The following is a 15,693-nucleotide window of genomic DNA, read 5'->3' as shown; positions in this document are numbered from 1 at the left end:
TTATGCGAACAGGTGCGCGAAACTTTCCACAGGGAGCGGACATCGGGGACAAGTTTCCCTTGCCCCCGAAAGTGTTGAGAGTCGCTGACACACTTTCTTGTGGAGACGGCGGGACAATTCGGGCAGATGCATGTCGTCCCCGCTTTCCACAGGGCCAACTAACTACCCCAATCTGATTCAAAAGAATCTATAGATTAGACTTGGACAGACGCACTGATGCCTAGCCCTGCAGACAAGCCGCTTCTCGCCACCCTCAAGGGGGCCAATCTTTCCCGCCGTCCGATCTGGCTGATGCGCCAGGCAGGACGCTACCTTCCCGAATACCGCGAACTGCGGGCTGAAAAGGGCGGTTTCCTCGCGCTGGTCTATGATTCCGAGGCCGCCGCCGAAATCACGCTCCAGCCGCTGCGCCGGTTCGGCTTCGACGGAGCGATCCTGTTTTCGGACATCCTGATCGTGCCTTATGCGATGGGGCAGGATCTCCAGTTCCTAGCCGGCGAAGGCCCCGCGCTTTCGCCCCGTCTGCTGGATGTGGGCCTGGAGACGCTCAGGAGCGTCCCTGAGCGCCTTGCGCCGATTTATGAGACCGTTGCTCAGGTGAGCGCTGCCTTGCCTCCAGAGGCGACCATGCTGGGCTTTGCCGGCAGCCCTTGGACTATCGCGACCTACATGGTGGCGGGCGAGGGCAGCCGTGACCAGCACGACACCCGCGCGCTGGCCTACCGCGATCCGGGCGCATTTCAGGCAATCATCGATGCCATCGTCGATGTGACCGTGGAATACCTCAGCGGACAGGTGAAAGCAGGTGCCGAAGGCCTGCAGCTGTTCGACAGCTGGGCAGGCAGCCTTGCGCCGAGCGAGTTCGACCGCTGGGTGATCGCCCCCAATGCGCGGATCACCCAGGCCATGCACAAGCTGCATCCCGACGTGCCGATCATCGGCTTCCCCAAGGGCGCAGGCGAAAAGCTGGTCGCCTATGCCGAGGGCACGGGTGTCGATGCCATCGGTGTGGACGAAACCATCGATCCTGTCTGGGCGGCCAAGTCGCTACCCGCAGGCCTTCCTGTGCAGGGCAATCTCGATCCGCTGCTGCTGCTGGCAGGCGGACCGGCGCTGGAAGACGGCGCACGGCGCGTGCTCGACGTGTTTGCCGATCGGCCGCATGTGTTCAACCTTGGCCACGGTATCGGGCAGTTCACGCCAATCGCGCATGTCGAGCGGCTGCTGGAAGTGGTGCGAGGCTGGTCGCGCTGAACCATCCATGGGGCGGGTTGATCCGCCCCAAATCCCAAGTTCCGGTCTGGCCGTCAAAGCGCTAGTCTGGACAGCATGATGCAGGTGCTCGCGATGCTCTATCTCTGGCTCAAGGCCGGCCATGTCATCTTCGTGATCTTCTGGATGGCAGGGCTGTTCATGCTGCCGCGATTCTTCGTCTACCATCAGGAAGCGCTGGAAGGATCTCCCGAGAACGCGATCTGGATCGACCGTGAGCGCAAGCTCATGAAGATCATCATGTGGCCCTCGCTGTTCGTGGTCTGGGGCTTCGGCCTTGCGCTTGCAGTAAGCGGGGAATGGTACACGCAGGGGTGGTTCCACGCCAAGCTGGCGCTGGTACTGGTGCTGAGCGCATATCATCTGTGGCTGGCAACCTATGCCGCCAAGCTGGCAAGGGGTGAGCGGCAACTCACCGGTCGGCAACTACGCCTGCTCAACGAGATTCCGGGCGTGACGGCGGCGCTGATCGTGGTGCTGGTGATCGTGAAACCGTTCTGACGATGGCTTTCGCGGCTGGCCGGTTGCCGGATTGACGCACCGGACGCCGGAGCCTATGCCCCGGCTGCAATCCGGTTTCGGCAGCGCCTCCTTGCCCTGCCCTCCAAGGTCCGCTTTCCCCAAGCCCCATGACCATCCGGCGCGCGCCATTGCCCCTTTTCGGATACGACAGATGCATCTCAAGGAACTGAAGAAGAAGACGCCCGCCGAACTCGTCCAGATGGCCGAGGAGCTCGATGTCGAGGGCGCAAGCACGCTGCGGCGGCAGGACCTCATGTTCGCCATCCTCAAGGAAGTGGCCGAGGACGGAGAGGAAATCCTCGGGATAGGCACGATCGAAGTGCTGCCCGATGGCTTCGGCTTCCTGCGCAGCCCCGAGGCGAACTATCTCGCCGGTCCGGATGACATCTATGTCTCGCCGAACCAGGTCCGCAAATGGGGTCTTCGCACCGGTGATACCGTGGAAGGCGAGATCCGCGCCCCCAAGGACGGGGAACGCTATTTTGCGATCACGCGGCTGATCAAGGTAAACTTCGACGATCCCGAGGCAGTCCGTCACCGCGTCAACTTCGACAACCTGACACCGCTCTATCCCAACGAACGGCTGCGTCTTGATACGCTCGATCCGACGGTCAAGGACAAATCGGCCCGCGTGATCGACCTCGTCAGCCCGCAGGGCAAAGGCCAGCGCGCGCTGATCGTGGCGCCGCCGCGCACCGGCAAGACCGTGCTGCTGCAGAACATGGCGAAGGCGATCACCGACAACCACCCGGAAGTGTTCCTGCTGGTGCTGCTGGTCGACGAACGCCCCGAAGAAGTGACCGACATGCAGCGTTCGGTGAAGGGCGAGGTGATTTCCTCCACCTTCGACGAGCCCGCCAGCCGCCACGTCCAGGTCGCCGAAATGGTGATTGAGAAAGCCAAGCGTCTCGTCGAGCACAAGCGCGATGTCGTCATCCTGCTCGATTCGATCACGCGCCTCGGCCGTGCCTATAACACCGTGGTGCCAAGCTCGGGCAAGGTGCTGACAGGCGGCGTTGACGCCAATGCGCTGCAGCGCCCCAAGCGCTTCTTCGGCGCGGCGCGCAACATCGAGGAAGGTGGTTCGCTTTCGATCATCGCCACTGCGCTGATCGATACCGGCAGCCGCATGGATGAAGTGATCTTCGAAGAGTTCAAAGGCACCGGCAACTCGGAAATCGTGCTCGACCGCAAGGTGGCCGACAAGCGCATTTTCCCCGCACTCGACGTGGGCAAGAGCGGTACCCGCAAGGAAGAACTGCTCGTGCCGACCGATCAGCTCAGCAAGATGTGGGTGCTGCGCCGGATTCTCATGCAGATGGGCACCATCGATGCGATGGAGTTCCTGCTCGACAAGATGAAGAATTCCAAGACCAACGAGGATTTCTTTGCCACGATGAACCAATGATCGATGGCACCGCCGCGCCGGATGCGATGATCCGGCTGGCGGTGCTCGTCTCCCGGCCGGAAGCGCTCGTGGTGGCGTCGATGCTCGAGGATCATGGAATTCCGGTTTGTGTGGGCGGCTCTGCGCACGCGTAGGTCGCGGTCAACTCGCTTGCATTGGGTGGGCACGGTTTGTGGATTCCCGCGTCCGCGCACCAGGTCGCCTCGGCACTGCTGATAGAGGTTCTAGGCGAGGACGAATGGGCTTTCTCCTACGGTCTGCGTCGAGCCATGTTCCGGTTTCTCGGCCTGTGGGGCGGGCTCCAGGCGGCGATTGTTCTGCCATTCTTGCTGGGTTCCGAGGTGCCGGCGATCATGATGGTCGAAGCCGAGCTCTCGTTGCTGGCGGTGCATGTCAATCCGCAAGGGCGGGGTGACTATAACCTTCATCCGGACGCTCTGCCGGGCTGATCTGCGGCAGTCAGGTGTTTTGCAGCGTCGCCGCCATCATCTCCCACAGTTTGTTCATAGCCTTGAGCGGGCGGACCATCACCTTGAAATCGATGATCTTTCCATCGAGATCGAAGCGGATCAGATCTATACCATTGACGTGAATGCCATCGACCGTCGCGGTGAATTCAAGCAGCGCTTCGGGGCCGTCGACGAGTTCGCGGACATAGGTGAAGCTGGTGTCGGCGAATACCTGCCCGGCGGCTGTAAGATACATCAACACCTTTGCGTGGCCGACCTGGGGCGTGTGCACAACCGGCGAGTGGAACACAGCATCTGGCGCAATCAACTCGGCCAACAAGGCAGTATCCCCGGTCTGCATGTAGCGGTGCCAGGCGGCGAGGCCGGTGTGCATGGTGGTTCTCTCCTTGTGGTGCGGCAGCCCTGTGGCACGCTAGAGCGCGCCTGCCATTGATCCAGCGCAGGTTTGCGCTAGTCGTTGCTGCATGACAACCGTTTCGCCCGACAGCCTGATCGAGCAAGGTCTTGCGGCGCTCAAGGTGCGCGATACCAAGCAGGCGGTGGCGTTGCTGCGCGAGGCCAGCAGCGTAGCGACCGCAGAGCGCATGCCTTGGGCCGCGCTTGCCAATGCGGAGCTGGCGCTGGGCAACCTTGCAGCAGGTGAAGCTGCGCTCGATCGGCAGTTGCAGCTCTTTCCTCGCGATGTTGGCGCTCTGCTGGCCAAGGGAAATCTGCGGCAGCGTGCGGGCGATGACCGGGCGGCGGTCAGCTTTTACAGCACAGCGCTGGCACAGGCAGCCGTCAGCGGCATTCCGCGCGGTTTGGAAGGTGTGGCAGCAGGTGCGCAGAACTTTATTGCCGAAGCGCAAGGGGCATTCCAGCGCCACCTTGATGCGGTGATGGATGGCGGGCTGACCCCTGCCATGGAGGAAGCGCTCGGACTGCTGCGCGGCACTCGCGAGATCGATCTGCAACGACCTTCGCTATTCTACTATCCCGGTCTACCGCAGCAACGTTTCTACGATCCGGCAGAGTTCGGCTGGATGCAGGGTGTGCTGGATCTTCTGCCAGAAATGCAGGCCGAGCTTGCCGCTGTGACGGGCAGGGAAGCGCACGACACCTTTGCGCCTTACGTGACTGCGTCTCAGAACAGGCCGGCGCCCAACAATCCCCTGCTCGGGGATCCGGCTTGGGGTGCCTTCTATTTCTGGAAGGATGGAGCGCCTGTGGCGGCAAACGCCGCCCGTTGTCCGGCGACGATGGCGGCGCTTGCCCAGGCGCCGATGCCGAAGATCCCCGGCCGGGCGCCCAATGCTCTGTGGTCGCGGCTCAGACCCGGCACGCACATTGCGCCGCACTCCGGCATGCTCAACACGCGCTTGATCTGCCATGTGCCGATCCACACCGCACCGGACTGCATGCTGCGGGTGGGTAGCGAAATTCGCAGATGGGAACCGGGGGTTCCGCTGATCTTCGACGATTCGATGGAGCACGAAGCCCGCAACGCTGGCCCCGAGACGCGCACGGTGCTGCTTTTCGAGATATGGCGCCCTGAAGTCCCGGACGAGGATCGCGCCGCCATAGCCCGGCTGCTCCAAGGCATTGCGGGCTATGATGGAACGGCAGCCTGAGCGCCGCTCAGGTCAGGTGAGCCTTGAAGAAATCGCGCGTGCGTTCGTCTGCCAGCTGCGCACCGGGCTCATTGCGGCGCGAGCCCATTTCAGCCGCGAAACCATGATCCAGCCCGACATAGTCATGCAGCACGACCTTGGAATGCGAATCAAGCGCTGCGTGGATGGCCGCCTGCGCTTCCGGGCCAACAAAATGGTCGGCTGTCGGAATATGCAGCATCAGCGGATTGGCGATGGCATGAGCCTCGTTCAGCATCTGGTCGATCATCACGCCGTAGTAGCCAACCGAGGCATCGATATCAGTGCGCGCAGCCGCCATATAGGCCAAGCGCCCGCCCAGACAGAACCCGACGAGGCCAACCTTGTCGATAGCCTGCTCATTGCGGAGCCAATGGATCGCCGCCTCGATATCCTGCACGCCAAGGTCCGGGTTGTACTGCCCGAAATAGCCGAGCGCGGTCTGGAATTGCTCCGGCACATCAGGATCAAGTTCCGCTCCGGGCGCAAAACGCCAGAAGATATCGGGCGCGAGCGCGACGTAACCGAGGGCCGCCCAATCGTCGCACTTTTTGCGGATACCGGCGTTCACGCCGAAGATTTCCGGGATTACGATGATGGCTGCTTCAGTCTGATCTTCGGGTGTGGCGATATAGACCGGAATCTCGTTGTCGCCATTGAGGGTGGGGATCGTCGTCTTCTCGCCCATGGTGCTGATCCTGTTCCGATGTTTGTTCGTCGAGGCCTTGATTGGCGCGGTCCATGGACTTTGCCAAGAGCCCATGACAGTGTTGATGCGAGAGAGCGAAAGGCATGGCCATGAAAGTCAACGTCGAGGTGGAATGCACGCCTGAAGAGGCGCGCCGCTTTCTGGGCTTGCCTGATGTGACGCGGGCCAACGATGTCTATGTCGATGCAATCGCGAAGGCGATGCAGGGCATGAACAGCGTCGACCAGCTCCAGGGCTTTGCCAAGCAGATTGCGCCGATGGGCGAGATGGGTCTCAAGCTGTTCCAGCAGTTTGTCGAGCAGGGCGCAGGCGCGGCAATGGCCGGGTTCAAGGCCGGTGCCTCGGGCAGCGAGAAGCCCAAGACCTGAACGACGTTTGCCAGTGACCGACACGATCTTTGCGCTTTCTTCCGGTGCCCCGCCGGCGGCAATTGCCGTGGTTCGATTGAGCGGACCCGAGGCTGGTGCGGCGCTGGAAGCACTGGCCGGAAAGCTCCCGCCCCCGCGCCGTGCGGTCCTTGCCGTGCTGCGGGATGCTGTAGACGAAATTCTTGATCGGGCGTTGGTCCTGTGGCTGCCGGGACCTGGAACGGCTACCGGCGAGGACAGCGCAGAACTGCACTTGCACGGTGGGCGCGCCGTGGTTGCGGCAGTCGAGACGGCACTCGCGGCGCTGCCGAGTGTGCGCCGGGCCGAGCCAGGGGAGTTCACACGGCGGGCTTTCGCCAATGGTTGTATTGATCTGGCCGAAGCCGAGGGACTGGCCGACCTGCTCTCCGCCGAGACGGAACTGCAGCGGCGTGCGGCAATGGCCATGCTGGGCGGCACATTTTCGGGCACTGTGGCAGACTGGCATGCCCGTGTGCTCGGTCTTAGTGCTGCGCTTGAATTGGTGCTGGACTTTGCAGACGAGGATGACGCTCACGATCGGCTGTCTGAGGGTGGCTTACCAGCGCAGTTTGCTTCAGGTTGCATCAAGCTGGCTGGGGAGTTGGAAGTATGGCTGGCCCGACCGCGCGCCGAGCCATTGCGCGACGGCTTCCGGGTGGTTTTGGCCGGGCCGCCAAATACAGGAAAATCAACGTTATTCAACGTTTTGGTTGATGACGAAGCCGCGATTACCGCCCCCGAACCGGGGACTACGCGCGACGTGCTCGTGCGCAGCGTGGCAATGAGCGGTGTGCCGTTCACATTTGTCGACACGGCAGGCCTCCGCGACGAGGGGGCGGGCGCCATTGAACAGATCGGTATCGTTCGGGCGCGGACTGAGGCAGCGCGCGCCGATCTGGTGCTATGGCTTGGGCCCGAGGGCGAAGGCCCGCGCAAGGGTCCGGTCTGGGAGATCGCACCACAGTGCGATCGCCACGATGCCCCGTTGAAGCGGGCAGCGCAGTTTGTCCTATCCGCGCATACGGGTGAGGGCGTTGATGGACTGCGGGCCGCGCTGATCGAACATGCTAGGTCATCTCTGCCAGTACCCGGGGAAGTCGCTCTGAACGCACGCCAGCACGGGCTATTGGCGGATGTTGCGGCTGCGCTGCGGGAGGCATCGGAGCAGTTTGATCCCCTTCTCGCGGCCGAATCGCTGCGACTGGCGCGCATCGCGCTCGATCGCCTGGTCGGACGGGCCGGAACAGAAGACATGCTTGATACGCTGTTCGGACGGTTCTGCATCGGCAAGTGATGTTCCACGTGAAACACCCGCGAGTGCCAGGCGCGCTTTGACGGTAACCTCCGAATTCGGTATCGCCGCCTGCATGCAGGAGTTCGACATCATCGTGGTCGGCGGCGGGCACGCCGGCGTCGAGGCGGCGGCCGTCGCTGCCCGCATGGGTGCGCGTACTGCGCTCGTCAGTTTCGACCCCGCAATGATCGGAACCATGTCTTGCAATCCTGCCATCGGCGGGCTGGGGAAGGGTCATCTCGTGCGCGAGGTTGATGCCTTGGACGGGTTGATTGCGCGAGCCGCAGATGAGGCTGCGATCCACTATCGAATGCTCAATCGCAGCAAGGGGAGTGCGGTACAGGGTCCTCGCATTCAGGCCGATCGCAAGCTCTTTCGCGCCTCGATCCAGCGCATGGTGGCAGCCCAGCGCGGTTTGACCGTGGTGCCCGGGGAGGCGGCTGCACTTCGCTATACTGGCGGTGCTGTGTCGGGAGTTGATCTCGCGGATGGAACTGCCCTCGCTGGGCGGGCCGTGGTTTTGTGTACAGGGACGTTTCTGGGTGGACGCCTGTTTCGAGGTGAGGAGCGGATGGAGGGCGGCCGAATTGGCGAAACCGCTGCCCATCGCCTTGCAGCGCAGTTGCGAGCGGCTGGATTGCCTATGGCAAGGCTCAAGACGGGGACGCCGCCGCGCCTTGACGGGCGGACCATTGATTGGTCGCGGCTCCCGGTTCAGGCCAGCGATGCCGATCTGTGGACGATGTCCGCCCTGACGAGGTCGCGCCTGCAGCCGCAGGTCTTTTGTGCCATTGCCCGCACCAATGCACAGACACATGACGTCATTCGCGCGGGGCTGGATCGTTCCCCGTTGTTCAGCGGCGCCATCGACGCGCTGGGGCCGCGCTACTGCCCCTCGATCGAGGATAAGATCCACCGTTTCGGCGACCGTGACGGACACCAGGTGTTCCTTGAGCCCGAGGGGCTCAACGATCATGTGATTTATCCGAATGGCGTTTCGACGTCGCTGCCCACTGATGTGCAGGTGGCGATGATGCGGTCGATGGAGGGGCTGGAAGCGGTCGATATCCTCATCCCCGGTTATGCGGTGGAGTACGATCACATCGATCCACGAGCGTTGCGGCGCACCTTGGAGCTACGGGACATGCCGGGGCTCTATTGCGCGGGCCAGATCAATGGGACCACCGGATACGAGGAGGCGGCGGCCCAAGGCCTGATCGCCGGGATGCACGCGGCCGCTACGGTGCTAGGCCTTGCTGGACCTGCGCTTGATCGTGCAACAAGCTACATGGCTGTCATGGTCGACGATCTCACGCTGCATGGCGTTACGGAGCCATACCGCATGCTAACCGCACGTGCCGAGTACCGCCTGCGGTTACGCGCTAACAATGCGCCCACCAGGCTTACCTCCATGGGTATCGAGCTCGGGTGCATAGGTCCGGCGCGCGCCGCATGGTTTGCCGAGCGGGAAGAGGTTCGGGGACGTCTCGCAGCGTTGCTGCTGCAGACCGTCTCTCCAGGTGATCTCAATGCCCACGGCGTCATGGTGCGTGGAGATGGCGTGCGGCGACCGCTTTGTGAGTGGTTGCGCTTTCCTGAAGTTGATTTGGCCGCGTTGTCTCCTTGGCTTGGTAACGAGGCAGTCGCGCCGGACCTTGCCGAGGAACTGACGGAAGATGCAGCTTATGCACCTTACCTTGCTCGGCAGGAGGCGGAACTCAGGCAATTGCGTGCGAGCGAGGGCGTTCCGCTCGGGGATCAATTTCCGTATGCCGAAGTGCCGGGGCTCTCGCGTGAAATGGTGGAGCGGCTTGAGCGAGCGCAACCTGATACCTTGGCTGCCGCCGGGCGGGTTCCGGGCATTACCCCAGCGGCGCTCGCCAGCCTGCTGGTAGCGGCACGCCGGCGGGTATCGGCATGACGCCCGGCGAGACTGCGGCGCACGACTGGCTGACGTCCCGGCACCACGAGGCCATGGCTCGTCTCGAGCTGCTGGTGAACGCGCTGGTTGATGAGAATGCTCGTCAGAATCTTGTTTCCCGGCCGTCGCTCGAGGCGGTCTGGCAACGCCACATCCTGGATAGCGCGCAACTTCTGCATGTTTCACGTGAAACGGTGCCATCAGGTTCATGGTTGGATTTGGGCAGTGGAGCTGGATTTCCGGGCCTGGTTATCGCGGCCTTGCAGCCCGAGCGTCCCGTCGCGTTGGTGGACTCGCGGCGGCTGCGCACGGAGTGGCTTGTGCGAGCAGCGGCGCACATGGGCCTGGCGAATGTCGAGGTGATCCTCTCTCGTGTAGAGGATCTGCCCGATCGGCGGTGGTCGGTAATCTCGGCGCGAGCTTTTGCACCGCTGGACCGGTTGCTGGATGTTGCTGCCCGCTTTTCCACACCGGAGACGCTGTGGCTGTTGCCTAAGGGTGCCAGGGCACAGCATGAACTGAATGAGCTTGGCGCAGACTGGAATCGCGTGTTTCACGTGGAACAGTCGTTGACCGATCCTTCGGCTGGTATCATCGTTGGCCATCTGATCGGGCGCACGGATAAGACGCCATCACGCAAGCGGGGTTCACGTCGATGATTACGATAGCCGTCGCGAATCAGAAGGGCGGGGTGGGCAAGACCACCACGGCGATCAATATTGCCACGGCGCTGGCGGCCACTGGGTGGAAAGTGCTGCTGATCGATCTCGATCCGCAGGGAAATGCTTCTACCGGGATCGGGGTTTCCGCATCCGAGCGTGAGCGGTCCTCCTATGACCTCCTCATCGAGCAGGCGAGCGTGGCGTCCTGTATGATACCGACCCGGATTCCTGGGCTTGACCTCATCCCGGCCACCGTGGACCTGTCCGGCGCCGAAGTTGAACTTGTCAGCGAGACTGATCGCACGAGCAAGCTGCGCACGGCCCTCGCCGAAGATGCTGGCCACGAGATTTGCCTGATTGATTGCCCGCCGTCGTTGGGGCTGCTGACACTCAATGCGATGACGGCGGCGAATTCGCTGCTGGTGCCGTTGCAGTGCGAGTTTTTCGCGCTTGAAGGGCTCAGTCAGCTGCTGCAGACGGTGGAGCGCGTGCAGGAGCGGTTCAACCCGGACCTTGGCATCCTTGGTATCGTGCTGACCATGTATGATCGCCGCAATCGGCTCACCGATCAGGTTGCTGACGACGTGCGTTCCTGTCTGCACGGGCTGGTGTTCGAATCAGTGATCCCGCGCAACGTCCGTCTTTCGGAAGCGCCGAGCCATGGGCTCCCGGCGCTGATTTATGACCACGCCTGCGCTGGGTCGCAGGCTTACATGAAGCTGGCACGCGAGCTGATCGGTCGCCTGCCGGAGCGGAGGAAAGCAGCATGAGCGGTCCAAGCGAGGGCAGCGCAGACAGTGGCGTGGCCGTGAAGGCGGCAAAGCGGCCTGCGCTGGGCCGAGGTCTTGGTGCATTGCTCGGCGAAACGCGGCGTGAGGAGGCGGTTTCGCGCATTTCTGTTTCCACACCAGGCGAGGCTGTGGCGAGTGGACTGGCTTCACTGACTGTTGCTTCGATCGAGCCGCATCCAGAACAGCCCCGGCGGCATTTTGATGAGGACGCCCTGGAAGAACTTGCTGCCTCGATCGCAGCGCGTGGAGTGATCCAGCCTGTCGTCGTCCGTCCCCTCGGCGCTGGGCGCTACCAGTTGGTGGCGGGCGAACGGCGCTGGCGCGCTGCTCAGCGAGCCCGATTGCACGAAATCCCCGCAATCGTCCGACAACTTGACGATCGCGAAGTGACCGCATTGGCGTTGATCGAAAACCTCCAACGGGAGGATCTCAATCCCATCGAGGAGGCTCGGGCCTATCAGAGGCTTTCGGAGCAGGACGGTCTGACGCAGCAGGAAATCGCAACCTTTGTCGACAAGTCCCGCAGCCATGTTGCGAACCTTATGCGGCTGCTCGCCCTTCCCGTCGAAGTGCTCGACATGGTCGAGCGCGCGCAGCTTTCGATGGGTCACGCACGGGCGCTGGCGGTACTGCCCGATCCGCTGCCGCTGGCACGCGAAACCACCATCAAGGGGCTTTCGGTTCGCGATGTCGAACGGCTTGCAAAACGAGCCATGCGGCCTGATATCGCGCCTCGACGCGCCCGGGCGGAGCGCGACCCGGCGAGCTCTGCGGATATAGCAGCAGTCCAAGCTCACCTGGAGGAATTTCTCGGCCTCAAGGTCACGATCCAGGCAGATGCCGACCCACGTACGGGCTCGGTTACGATCCGCTACAAGACACTCGATCAGTTGGACCTGATCTGCCAGCGCCTGACGGGCGGCACGATCTGACGCCACCTGCCCGGAAGTACAGGCGTCTTAACCGGTCGATTAATTTCGATTGACCGAACCGGACGGGTTTGCCTATCTTTGTTGGCAATAAGAGACCCAAAGCCGGAGAGCCTGCCATGTCGCTCGATCTGATTCCTCGCACTGCCTACACGCCCGATCATGAGGCGTTCCGCCAGACGGTGCGCCGCTACCTTGAAACCGAAATCGCGCCCCATGCCAACGAATGGGCCGAAGCGGGCATTGTGCCAAAGTCGATTTGGCCCAAGGCGGGCGAGCTTGGCATGCTTTGCCCGACCGTTCCCGAGGAATACGGCGGCCTTGGCCTCGACTTCGGCTATAACGCGATCGTTGATGAAGAGAGCGCGTACTACGGCCGCGTTGCAACCGGCTTCTCGCTGCAGTCTGACATCGTAGTGAACTACCTCGTTTCCTACGGCTCGGAAGAGCAGAAGCGCAAGTGGCTGCCCAAAATGGTCTCGGGCGAAGTGATCACCGCGATCGCGATGACCGAGCCGGGCACCGGTTCCGACCTTCAGGGCATGCGCACCAGCGCCAAGAAGGACGGGAACCACTACGTGATCAACGGGTCGAAGACCTACATCACGAACGGCCAGAATGCCGACCTGATCCTCGTCTGCTGCAAGACGGATACCGAAATCCAACCCGCTTGGAAGGGTGTCTCGATCGTGCTGGTCGAAGCAGATCGCGAGGGCTTCAAGCGTGGCCGAAACCTCGACAAGATCGGCCAGGACGAAGCCGACACCTCGGAGCTGTTCTTCGAAGACGTTCGCGTGCCGATCACCAATTGCCTTGGCGAAGAAGGCAAGGGCTTCATCTACCTGATGAGCGAGCTGCCGCAGGAGCGCCTCTCCATTGCGGTCAGCGCGCAGGCGTCGGCGCAGAAGGCCTTTGACGATACGGTGGCGTTTACCCGCGAACGCAAGGCGTTCGGCAAGCCGATCCTTGACTTCCAGAACACCCGCTTCACGCTGGCTGATATCAAGGCCAAGCTGCAGGTGGGCTGGGCGCATCTCGACTGGGCGCTGGCACGGCATCTCAAGCGCGAACTGACTGCCGAGGAAGGCGCGGCCGCCAAGCTGTGGCACACAGAACTGCAGTGGGAGGTAATGGACAAGTGCCTCCAGCTCCATGGCGGCGCCGGCTACATGAATGAATACGCGATCGCCCGCGCTTGGCGTGGCGCCCGCGTGACGCGCATCTTCGGCGGCACGAATGAAATCATGAAGGAGCTGATCGGCCGCAAGCTCTGATCGGCACGATCATGACAAACGACTGCAAGTGAAAGGTTTGGCCATGCGGGCGCGGGGGGCATCCACCCGGACACCACCCGCGCATCGCCTGCTTTTGGCCTCTGCAGCGTGGCTTTTCCTCGGGCAAGCCGCAGCGCAGGCGTCGGCCCAGTATGAGCCCGAACCTGATGATATCGTGATTGAGGAAACGCAGGAACCGTCAGAGCCCCTCCTGCGAAACTCCCGGGAGGTGGCCCTGCCCATCAATGAGGGGCCTTGGGCAAACACGAAATCGCTCAATGCAGAGCTGCCTGATCCGGCACGTTGCGTCCCCGGCATCCTGCGCGCCCATGTCAAGATTGATTTCCTAAACGCCTTCAATGCCTTGCGTGCGCTGCATGGGCTCGCCCCGGTCCGTTACAACGCGTCTGCTGATCAAGCTGTCGCCGAAGCCGCCCTGTTGATGGCAGCTAACAATGCCTTGAGTCATGATCCCCCGCCATCCTGGGCGTGCTGGACGGCGGCAGGGGCCGCGGCTGCAGGCAGTTCCAACCTTCTTGGAGGTGTCTCATCTCCCTATCTTGCCTATGAAGACAACACGGCGATGTTGGCCGAATGGTTGATCGAAGGTGACGGAGACGAACTCGGTCATCGCCGCTGGCTGCTGGACCCCTATCTGGATCAAACGACCCTTGGGCGCGTGATCACTGTTCAGCCGGGCGGTGTGCGGGTTGATTCCGCAGCCATGAAGGTGTTCGATTTTCCTCAGGAGACTGCGGAGCGCCACCATGCACAGACCGCGGCACCGAGCTTCGTGGCGTGGCCACAGGGAGACTATCCCGCCTATTTCTTTTCGCCACACGCACGTCTTTCCTTTTCTGCCAGTCAGGACGCTGACGTGCTGGCCAAAGTGGACTTTGCCGATGCCAAGGTCATTATTAGCGATCTCGAGCGGAGCCTGCCGGTCCGTGATCAGCGGTGGGACAATGAGGAATTCGGCGTCAGCAATTGTCTGTCGTGGCGAGTCGATGGGATTGTTCCGGGCAAGACCTATCACGTGACAATCAACGGCATTCGTGGCGCACCGAAAAGTAGCTACACCTACGCCTTTCGCATCACCGACTAGAATTTTGAGTGATGATCGCACCGTCGCACGTAAACCGTAATTGTTACCTCAGTAGATATATGTATTTCACCGTAGGGCTTTAGCTTATAATCTTAAGCCTAGGTCGAAATGGAATGTCGGCCTGTGCAAGGAAGGCCGGCGAGGCAGCCCTCATGCATGCGTGCACCGACTCCCAATTAGCATGCCGTGCAGCATGAAGGCTTTCGCACAGCTCTTCGAACCACTGATCAGCATGAGAAGAGCAGGCTTCAGAGCCGCCATGGCATTCGGGCTGTTAGGAGCCGCCCTCAATCCGGCCAGTGCCCAATTCGGCGCTGACGATCACTCACAAGGAGTCCCAGCTGCTGCCGGTTCGGCCGCGCCGAAGCGCGAGATGGGGCAGTGCGAGGTCAAAAAGGCATGGTCTCAGGCCTGGCTGCATGAATACTGGCCAACTGAGGGGCAAGTGCAGGGCCATGGATCTCTGGGTTACATGGGGCAAGCCGACAGTTCTCAGGCCGCCGACCTTGCCGAGGCTCGCAGGCAGGTAGAACGCGTGGTTCGTGTCAGCGGGCTGGAAATGAACTTCGAGTTGATTGTCGATCCCACCACTCCGGCCGCGGCGGAAATTATCAACGGCCGACGCGTGATATTGTTCGATCCGCGCTTCATGGCGCAAGTGGCGGACCGTATCTGTCCGGATTGGGGTGCGATGAGCATCCTTGCGCATGAGGTGGGGCACCATCTCGCCGGCCACACTTTGCGCCAATCAGCGGAACCATGGAGGGATGAGCTTGAGGCAGACGAGTTTTCGGGCTTCGTGCTGGCACGGCTCGGAGCCACGCTTGAAGAGACCACCTCGGCGGCGGCCAGCATCTTGCCCGATGAGGCCACACCAACACATCCCGGCCGCAAGGATCGTATTGCCGCGATCGTACACGGCTGGCAGAACGCTGAAGCGATGGTCAGCGCGGAAATGACGCAGGCCCGCCATGATCGTGGGCTCGTACCCATGCGACAGCAGCGCTACGATCCTGACGGTGACGACGCGGAAGCGTCCAATCTGTCGCTGGTGGCGCGGATCCTCCTCTACGATGATCCCAACGACTACTACATCACCAAGGGCGGGCGCATAGATGCCTACGATGGTTCACGCCGACCGGTAGGCCGCAAAAGCCTGCCCAGCTCCGCTGACTATGCCTGGGCGTTCCGGACGGATGGCATCCGCTTCGACGTAGACTACGGGGGCCGGGTCTCCATCCGCCTCCCGTCCGGCGTAGTCCACGAAGTCGGCGTCGTCGTGGTGCTCCTGCCCCAGGCGGCTGGCGGGAACTAGGCCG

General features: G+C 62.2%; 17 protein-coding genes. 15 read left to right on the top strand and 2 right to left on the bottom strand.

The annotated features are described in order from the left end of the window. The first annotated feature begins 216 nt into the window (after nucleotides 1-216). The 5 genes from hemE (at nucleotide 217) to AQZ52_RS03075 (ending at nucleotide 3,651) form a co-directional block, all read left to right on the top strand. On the top strand, nucleotides 217-1,254 hold the full coding sequence (gene hemE, locus AQZ52_RS03090; RefSeq protein ID WP_067906450.1) for a uroporphyrinogen decarboxylase: 1,038 nt from the start codon (nucleotides 217-219) through the stop codon (nucleotides 1,252-1,254). Between the two features lie 75 nt (nucleotides 1,255-1,329). After that, nucleotides 1,330-1,773, top strand: coding sequence for a CopD family protein (locus AQZ52_RS03085; protein WP_082697519.1), 444 nt, complete (start codon nucleotides 1,330-1,332; stop codon nucleotides 1,771-1,773). Nucleotides 1,774-1,945: 172 nt separating this feature from the next. Next, entirely contained in the window at nucleotides 1,946-3,202 is a 1,257-nt protein-coding gene (gene rho, locus AQZ52_RS03080) for a transcription termination factor Rho (protein WP_067906449.1), read from the top strand. Next, nucleotides 3,199-3,336, top strand: a complete 138-nt coding sequence (locus AQZ52_RS18395; RefSeq protein ID WP_156424764.1) for a hypothetical protein — start codon at nucleotides 3,199-3,201, stop codon at nucleotides 3,334-3,336. Before rho ends, AQZ52_RS18395 begins: the two co-directional genes overlap by 4 nt. A gap of 36 nt (nucleotides 3,337-3,372) precedes the next feature. After that, complete coding sequence (locus AQZ52_RS03075) at nucleotides 3,373-3,651, top strand: hypothetical protein (RefSeq protein ID WP_067906448.1); 279 nt, start codon at nucleotides 3,373-3,375, stop codon at nucleotides 3,649-3,651. A gap of 10 nt (nucleotides 3,652-3,661) precedes the next feature. Here the strand turns inward: AQZ52_RS03075 and AQZ52_RS03070 are convergent, their stop codons facing one another. After that, nucleotides 3,662-4,045, bottom strand: coding sequence for a nuclear transport factor 2 family protein (locus tag AQZ52_RS03070; protein WP_067906447.1), 384 nt, complete (start codon nucleotides 4,043-4,045; stop codon nucleotides 3,662-3,664). 91 nt (nucleotides 4,046-4,136) lie between these two features. On the opposite strand from AQZ52_RS03070, the gene AQZ52_RS03065 reads away from it, so the two are divergent. Beyond that, on the top strand, nucleotides 4,137-5,282 hold the full coding sequence (locus tag AQZ52_RS03065; RefSeq protein ID WP_082697518.1) for an aspartyl/asparaginyl beta-hydroxylase domain-containing protein: 1,146 nt from the start codon (nucleotides 4,137-4,139) through the stop codon (nucleotides 5,280-5,282). 7 nt (nucleotides 5,283-5,289) lie between these two features. On the opposite strand, the gene AQZ52_RS03060 is transcribed toward AQZ52_RS03065, so the two are convergent. Next, a complete protein-coding gene (locus AQZ52_RS03060) occupies nucleotides 5,290-5,988 on the bottom strand; it encodes a dienelactone hydrolase family protein (protein ID WP_067906446.1) in 699 nt (232 codons plus the stop codon). 110 nt (nucleotides 5,989-6,098) lie between these two features. Here AQZ52_RS03060 and AQZ52_RS03055 point away from each other — a divergent pair, with 110 nt between their 5' ends. From AQZ52_RS03055 to AQZ52_RS03015, 9 genes are all read left to right on the top strand, one after another. After that, complete coding sequence (locus AQZ52_RS03055) at nucleotides 6,099-6,377, top strand: DUF6489 family protein (protein WP_067909310.1); 279 nt, start codon at nucleotides 6,099-6,101, stop codon at nucleotides 6,375-6,377. 13 nt (nucleotides 6,378-6,390) lie between these two features. Continuing rightward, entirely contained in the window at nucleotides 6,391-7,692 is a 1,302-nt protein-coding gene (gene mnmE, locus AQZ52_RS03050; protein WP_067906445.1) for a tRNA uridine-5-carboxymethylaminomethyl(34) synthesis GTPase MnmE, read from the top strand. 73 nt (nucleotides 7,693-7,765) lie between these two features. After that, nucleotides 7,766-9,613 carry a tRNA uridine-5-carboxymethylaminomethyl(34) synthesis enzyme MnmG gene (mnmG, locus tag AQZ52_RS03045; protein ID WP_067906444.1) on the top strand — a complete coding sequence of 616 codons (1,848 nt, stop codon included), beginning with the start codon at nucleotides 7,766-7,768 and terminating at the stop codon, nucleotides 9,611-9,613. Further along, complete coding sequence (rsmG, locus tag AQZ52_RS03040; RefSeq protein WP_067906443.1) at nucleotides 9,610-10,272, top strand: 16S rRNA (guanine(527)-N(7))-methyltransferase RsmG; 663 nt, start codon at nucleotides 9,610-9,612, stop codon at nucleotides 10,270-10,272. The genes mnmG and rsmG overlap by 4 nt, the downstream gene beginning before the upstream one ends. Next, nucleotides 10,269-11,045 carry a ParA family protein gene (locus AQZ52_RS03035; RefSeq protein ID WP_067906442.1) on the top strand — a complete coding sequence of 259 codons (777 nt, stop codon included), beginning with the start codon at nucleotides 10,269-10,271 and terminating at the stop codon, nucleotides 11,043-11,045. Before rsmG ends, AQZ52_RS03035 begins: the two co-directional genes overlap by 4 nt. Beyond that, on the top strand, nucleotides 11,042-11,998 hold the full coding sequence (locus tag AQZ52_RS03030) for a ParB/RepB/Spo0J family partition protein (protein WP_067906441.1): 957 nt from the start codon (nucleotides 11,042-11,044) through the stop codon (nucleotides 11,996-11,998). Before AQZ52_RS03035 ends, AQZ52_RS03030 begins: the two co-directional genes overlap by 4 nt. Before the next feature lie 116 nt (nucleotides 11,999-12,114). After that, nucleotides 12,115-13,269 (top strand): acyl-CoA dehydrogenase family protein, encoded by a 1,155-nt coding sequence (locus AQZ52_RS03025; protein WP_067906440.1) that lies wholly within the window; start codon nucleotides 12,115-12,117, stop codon nucleotides 13,267-13,269. Between the two features lie 28 nt (nucleotides 13,270-13,297). After that, nucleotides 13,298-14,374: a CAP domain-containing protein gene (locus AQZ52_RS03020; RefSeq protein ID WP_169793707.1), complete on the top strand. Its 1,077-nt coding sequence runs from the start codon at nucleotides 13,298-13,300 to the stop codon at nucleotides 14,372-14,374. Between the two features lie 193 nt (nucleotides 14,375-14,567). Continuing rightward, on the top strand, nucleotides 14,568-15,689 hold the full coding sequence (locus AQZ52_RS03015) for a M48 family metalloprotease (RefSeq protein ID WP_067906438.1): 1,122 nt from the start codon (nucleotides 14,568-14,570) through the stop codon (nucleotides 15,687-15,689). Nucleotides 15,690-15,693: the final 4 nt, after the last annotated feature.

Source organism: Novosphingobium fuchskuhlense, assembly GCF_001519075.1.
Taxonomy (GTDB): Bacteria; Pseudomonadota; Alphaproteobacteria; order Sphingomonadales; family Sphingomonadaceae; genus Novosphingobium; species Novosphingobium fuchskuhlense.
The sequence above is the reverse complement of the archived record's forward strand: the minus strand, read 5'-3'. Positions and strand labels throughout refer to the sequence as shown.

Bases quoted from the DNA above. Each gene is read 5' to 3' on its own strand.
- hemE (WP_067906450.1), top strand. From the start codon at position 217: ATGCCTAGCCCTGCAGACAAGCCGCTTCTCGCCACCCTCAAGGGGGCC.
- AQZ52_RS03085 (WP_082697519.1), top strand. From the start codon at position 1,330: ATGATGCAGGTGCTCGCGATGCTCTATCTCTGGCTCAAGGCCGGCCAT.
- rho (WP_067906449.1), top strand. From the start codon at position 1,946: ATGCATCTCAAGGAACTGAAGAAGAAGACGCCCGCCGAACTCGTCCAG.
- AQZ52_RS18395 (WP_156424764.1), top strand. From the start codon at position 3,199: ATGATCGATGGCACCGCCGCGCCGGATGCGATGATCCGGCTGGCGGTG.
- AQZ52_RS03070 (WP_067906447.1), bottom strand. From the start codon at position 4,045: ATGCACACCGGCCTCGCCGCCTGGCACCGCTACATGCAGACCGGGGAT.
- AQZ52_RS03065 (WP_082697518.1), top strand. From the start codon at position 4,137: ATGACAACCGTTTCGCCCGACAGCCTGATCGAGCAAGGTCTTGCGGCG.
- AQZ52_RS03060 (WP_067906446.1), bottom strand. From the start codon at position 5,988: ATGGGCGAGAAGACGACGATCCCCACCCTCAATGGCGACAACGAGATT.
- AQZ52_RS03055 (WP_067909310.1), top strand. From the start codon at position 6,099: ATGAAAGTCAACGTCGAGGTGGAATGCACGCCTGAAGAGGCGCGCCGC.
- mnmG (WP_067906444.1), top strand. From the start codon at position 7,766: ATGCAGGAGTTCGACATCATCGTGGTCGGCGGCGGGCACGCCGGCGTC.
- rsmG (WP_067906443.1), top strand. From the start codon at position 9,610: ATGACGCCCGGCGAGACTGCGGCGCACGACTGGCTGACGTCCCGGCAC.
- AQZ52_RS03035 (WP_067906442.1), top strand. From the start codon at position 10,269: ATGATTACGATAGCCGTCGCGAATCAGAAGGGCGGGGTGGGCAAGACC.
- AQZ52_RS03030 (WP_067906441.1), top strand. From the start codon at position 11,042: ATGAGCGGTCCAAGCGAGGGCAGCGCAGACAGTGGCGTGGCCGTGAAG.
- AQZ52_RS03025 (WP_067906440.1), top strand. From the start codon at position 12,115: ATGTCGCTCGATCTGATTCCTCGCACTGCCTACACGCCCGATCATGAG.
- AQZ52_RS03015 (WP_067906438.1), top strand. From the start codon at position 14,568: ATGAAGGCTTTCGCACAGCTCTTCGAACCACTGATCAGCATGAGAAGA.